Genomic DNA, 4724 nt, shown 5'->3' on the forward strand with positions numbered 1-4724 from the left:
TTGCGAGGTCGGGCCCGTCACGCACCATCTGTGCAAGCTCCGCCTTCTGCTCGGCGTTCAGGAGCGGTGTCGGGCCCGCTGAGTAGCGGTTCGACAGACCGTCGATCCCCTCGGTGTTACGGCGATGCACCCAGTCGCGCAGGGTTTGTCGATCCATGCCGCAGGTCTGTGCCGAGGTTGTGCGATCTGCGCCTTCCAGAACCAGAGCGATCGCCAGCATCCGCCGGGCCGCCTTCGCATCCTTCGTGCGTGTCGCCGCGGCCCGAAGCTCGCCAGCCGACATGTCCTTCCGCGTGATCTCAACTGCCATCGAAGCCTCCATCCGTCGATGGCAGTGATTCAGATTCTTACGCCGATGGGAATCCCGCGCGAGTCAGCGCTCGAGGCCGTTGGTATTACACATTTCTCCGGTCATAATTGCCGGCAACTTTCTGATTTTGTGAAGGGTTGTGGAAGGGGTGGCAAGGTTCGAGCCCGTGACCGGCGGTTTTGATCGATCTCGGCCCTTTCCGACTGCCGCGCTCGAATAACGCCCTGTTCAGCTGTCGCGACGAGATCGCATTGATCCTGGGCTTTCCCGGAAACAGCCAGCCCTCCGGCCGCGCCTCGCGCCAGTAATCGCGCAACAGGTTCAGCAATCCCGGCGACAACATCTCCTTGCGGTCCTTCCGTCCCTTGCCCTGCTCGACATGGATCAGCATCCGGTCGCTGTCGATATCGCCGATCTTGAGACTGCAGACCTCGGCCGCCCGCAGCCCGGCGCCATAGGAGATGCTGAGCGCGGCCCGGTACTTCAGCCCTGGCCCCGGGGCCACCGTCAGAAGCTCGCTGACCTCTTCGATGCTCAGAACCACCGGCAGTTTGCGCGGCTGGCGCCGGTACTGCAGGTGCCGCGTGAAGTCTTCGTGGCCGCAGGTGACGACCAAAAGAAACCGCAGGGCCATGACCCGGGCATTGAAGGTCGGCAAAACACCATCAAGAACACGCCGGTGGTTTGTGGGTTTGCGCCCATTCGGGGCGCGAACAGACAAGATGAAACGCTCAAAGAACGCCCACTCCTCGTCCGACATCAGGTCTCGTGCCAAGCTGGTCTCCATCGCAGATACCAGCTTGAATCACGCCTATCGCCGAGTGTGAATCCCTTTTGTCAACACGACCTAGGGCCGTTGGTATAAGTCTACTATTGCAAAGAGCTTACACACTTTCACACACGTCTGGCACACTGAGGCGGATTGGAGTGCCCCTGCGCGGTTCGCGCGTTGCCGCTCAGCTGTCGTTCACAGCCAGCCTCTGCCCCTCGTCCAGCGGGTCGGACCCGGACCGGGCTGCGCGTTCGCCGATCTCCTGCGCGGCCACAGCCAGCGCCGCAAAGGTCGCAATTAGCAATGTCGGGTCCGGCGTCGTGCCGGAGACCAGCATCGAGGCCAGGATCGTCAGCGTGCCGATCCGGGCGGCGGTGAAGACGCGCCTCACCTCGAAATCTTCGCTCTGCGACGGCCGGCCGACCGCCTGCCAGACGAAGCCGAGAAACGCCAGCGTGCCCGGTACTCCGACCGTTCCCAGCAGCACCGCTGTAAGCCCGTTGGACCGCAGCGAGCCAACCCCGGCACCGAGCCCCCAGGTCTCCACGAAGGCGTCGAACCCCGCCTGCGCCCAGGCTCCGCGTTCCATCCCCGAGAGCGTCGTTCCCTTGGAAAAGACCAGCTTGTCGAGCACTTTGGATATCATCTCCAGCGCGGGAGTAAGCACCATCGTTAGGCTGATAACGATCGCAAGTACCGCTACCAAGATCACAAGCACATGGGCAAAGACCCGCGATATCCCCGGCCGGAGGTAGCTGCGCGCGTGCAGCGCCACCAGCATCAGCGCCACTCCCAGTGCCGCCAGCCCTGTGCTCGAAAGCGACATCACAGTGGCCGAGAAACTGAGCCAGGCCAGCGCGCCATCCCGCGTTCGCCGGCCGATCAGATAGGAAATCATAAAATAGCCGAAAAACCCTGCCGAGACCGAGCCAAAACTCGACGCTTCCGCAAAACCGCCGATGATGCGGGGCAGACCGCTCACCGTGTGCTTATTTGCGAGCGAGTAATCGGCGGTGCGAATCAGAGAAAGCAGCCCGTCCAGCGCCGCGAAATCCAGCGCACCGAGGGCAAGGTTGATTCCCGCCGCCCAGACCATTCCGCGCTCCACGAACGCCAGCCCCCGCCGGCGTACCACCAGCACCGTGGCAAGGAAGAACCCGCTGGAGAGCAGGATATATCCCGCCTGCGCGAAGTTCGAGTTGCTCGGGTACAAGGGCGTCATGGTGGAGGGGAAGTAGCGGCTGACAGGGGTGCCACTGAAGGTCACCGACATCGGGAACACCATGAACCTACCCTGGAACAGCCGAACCAAGATCAAGGAAGAGAACAGCGCATAGAGCGCGAAGATCGCAAGCCACAGCGCCGCCCTCGGCAGCACCGGCAGCATGCCGCCGGACTCGTTCGCCTGCACCGCACCCAAGCTGACCCATCGCAGCATCAGCACCCCGATGGTCAGCATCGCCAGCGCCTGTGCGAGCAGGATGGAAAGCCCGCCGACCACGGCCCCGGCGAACATGCCGAAGGGCAGCACGGCGATGGTCATCGGAATCCCCCTGTCGGCGTCCCGAAAACTCAGGACAAGCCAGATCAGAAAGAAAACAGCAGAGGCGGGAAAGACGGTCATGATCCTCCTGCGTTCACTGTCCTGCACACCCAGCCCCCACCCTTGCACGGCTGACCTACCCCGGCAATGGCATCGGTAAAGCCCCTAGCATTGAGTCGCTCAGCGCAGCAGGGCGCACAAGCCCGCGTCGCGGCCGCGGGATGCCGTTTCGAGTCTATTGGCCGATTGTTGGCAAACGGGGCCAGCCAGGGGAAAATCCTGTGCGCAGCCAACAATGACCAGCCGGTCGCTTTCGCTCCGATCACAACTGACCCTCCGGTCACAAACGGTCAGTCGCCCGGAATAGTGGGAAAACTCGAGCGACCGTTGTGCTCGCCCTACCGACAGATCCTAGCGCGCTCCGCAACGCGCTAGCATCGCGGGCGAAGGCCGGCAACCCGGTCCTGCCGGACCAGGCGCAACCCGCGCCGGACGGCACACGCCCGGTCCGCGATTTCGACCTTGCCAGAGAATGCGCCCGGTCGCCGACAATGCTCATCTACCTCCCACACAGAAATCGCCGCCATGGCGGCATGCGGTTCCTGGAGCTCCGCTGCTGCGGCCTTGCCGTCGCGGTGCTGGACATGCGCTGCCGTCACGGCACCGGAGGGGCTTTGCCCCGTACGCCATCGACGCCGCCATTGGCGCAGAGACGCTGAACTGGATCGTCGCACCTTGGTCGCTGCGGCTCGGCGCTCGGGGATACGCAGTCCTGCTGGCCGCCCGCGCCTACCCGGCTTACCGCGCGACGGTCCCCGTTGCATCCGGCGTGGCGGCTGGAATCGTCGATGGCCCACAGGGCGACTTCTTCCTATGTGGGGCCGGCAATTTCAAATTGGAGATCACGGGTTGGTTCCGAACCGAGACCGGCACGACGTCTTGGCATTCCAGATATCATAGCGGCGTTCCTGCCGAGGTGCCATGTCAGCTGCCCCCCGAGGAGGTAGTCTCGCTGATGCAGCGGAGCCCGAACGATTTCGAAATCGCCGAGGACTGGCACGCGGCCGGTGTCATCACCGGCGCACCGATTTTGGCTGGCCTACCGCGGCAGCCACGCCCCTGCCCCAGCTCCTCTCAGGCCACGGCACGCCGTAGCCGACGCGCCGGATCTCGCCCGAGTACCACGCGCCATTCGCTCCGGCCCGGCACCGCCGGTTTTCTCGCTTGGCTGCTCGCTCTCCGGCACCGGCGTCCCTGAGATGCACGGTGGCCCGGTGCTGCTGAACGAGATCGAATCCAGCGCCTTGATCCTCCTCCACACCAGCGATCCAGTGGACGTGCTACAGCGCGCAGCCGGCCCGACCACCGCCGTGCGCCCACTTTTGGCGGACGTTTCGAAATTCGGCATCGCATTGCGTCTATGGAAAAAATCACGCAAAAATATTCGTTTCTGACGCCACATCCTGCAATAGAATTGCGTCGTCGTGACGGATTCGAACCCGTCCCCGTCAATGCCCCCCGCGCCTAAACCGGCCGAGTCAAGATTCCATGCCAGTAACAGCTTCACTCGGCTGGAGCGAAACATTCAGACTGGAGGAACCAACCACGCTGAAGCGGAACCTGGCTCCAGCCGCGACTCCATCCCCTCGGATCCGCGGTCTCGGTACTGTCCAACCCCATTTCTATGGGCCATTTCTGAGTAGAGTTTCGGGAGCCAGCGGACGCATTCCGAGCGCCTGATGCAGGCGGGTGTGGTTGTACTCTTTGAGCCAGCAATTAGAGCGTGTCGCGGCCTATCTGATTCAGGCTTCCCAGATTGGTTGTGATGTGATTCCCTTCTGTTGAGGCAGATATAGGGGTCTCAGATGGGCAAACCACATCCAATAGAGCTACGCGAGCGCGTCGTCGCCTTTGTCGATGAAGGTCACGGGCACCGCGAGGCGGCGCGGCACTTCCGGGTTTCGCCGAGATTTGTGAACGATCTGATCAAGCTGCGGCGGGAAACCGGATCACTGACACCACGACCGCAAGGTAACGGAGGTGGTCACCGCAAACTGGCCGGCGTGACCGGCTGGATTGAGGCGCGCATCGCCGACAAG

The 4724-nt window shown here is 63.0% G+C and carries 4 protein-coding genes and 1 pseudogene; 2 read left to right on the plus strand and 3 right to left on the minus strand.

Features of this window, described 5'->3' with window-relative positions:
• The 3 genes and pseudogenes from BLR85_RS27820 to BLR85_RS27830 form a co-directional block, all read right to left on the minus strand.
• Positions 1-310 (minus strand): helix-turn-helix domain-containing protein (locus BLR85_RS27820; protein WP_170844818.1); only part of this gene is annotated, 310 nt, incomplete at its 3' end.
• A gap of 220 nt (positions 311-530) precedes the next feature.
• A pseudogene (locus BLR85_RS29720) lies at positions 531-1097 on the minus strand (tyrosine-type recombinase/integrase); the annotation flags it as partial.
• Positions 1098-1266: 169 nt separating this feature from the next.
• Positions 1267-2706: an O-antigen ligase family protein gene (locus BLR85_RS27830; protein WP_093165051.1), complete on the minus strand. Its 1440-nt coding sequence runs from the start codon at positions 2704-2706 to the stop codon at positions 1267-1269.
• A 1193-nt stretch (positions 2707-3899) separates the two neighbouring features.
• Between BLR85_RS27830 and BLR85_RS27840 the strand changes: the two genes are divergently transcribed.
• Complete coding sequence (locus BLR85_RS27840) at positions 3900-4079, plus strand: hypothetical protein (RefSeq protein ID WP_139188609.1); 180 nt, start codon at positions 3900-3902, stop codon at positions 4077-4079.
• Positions 4080-4490: 411 nt separating this feature from the next.
• Positions 4491-4724: helix-turn-helix domain-containing protein (locus tag BLR85_RS27845; RefSeq protein WP_139188610.1), on the plus strand; the 234-nt coding region annotated here is incomplete at its 3' end.

This window comes from Aliiruegeria lutimaris, assembly GCF_900099935.1.
GTDB classification, from domain to species: Bacteria; Pseudomonadota; Alphaproteobacteria; order Rhodobacterales; family Rhodobacteraceae; genus Tropicimonas; species Tropicimonas lutimaris.

Coding starts and splice junctions, on each gene's coding strand:
- BLR85_RS27830 (WP_093165051.1), bottom strand. CDS start 2,706: ATGACCGTCTTTCCCGCCTCTGCTGTTTTCTTTCTGATCTGGCTTGTC.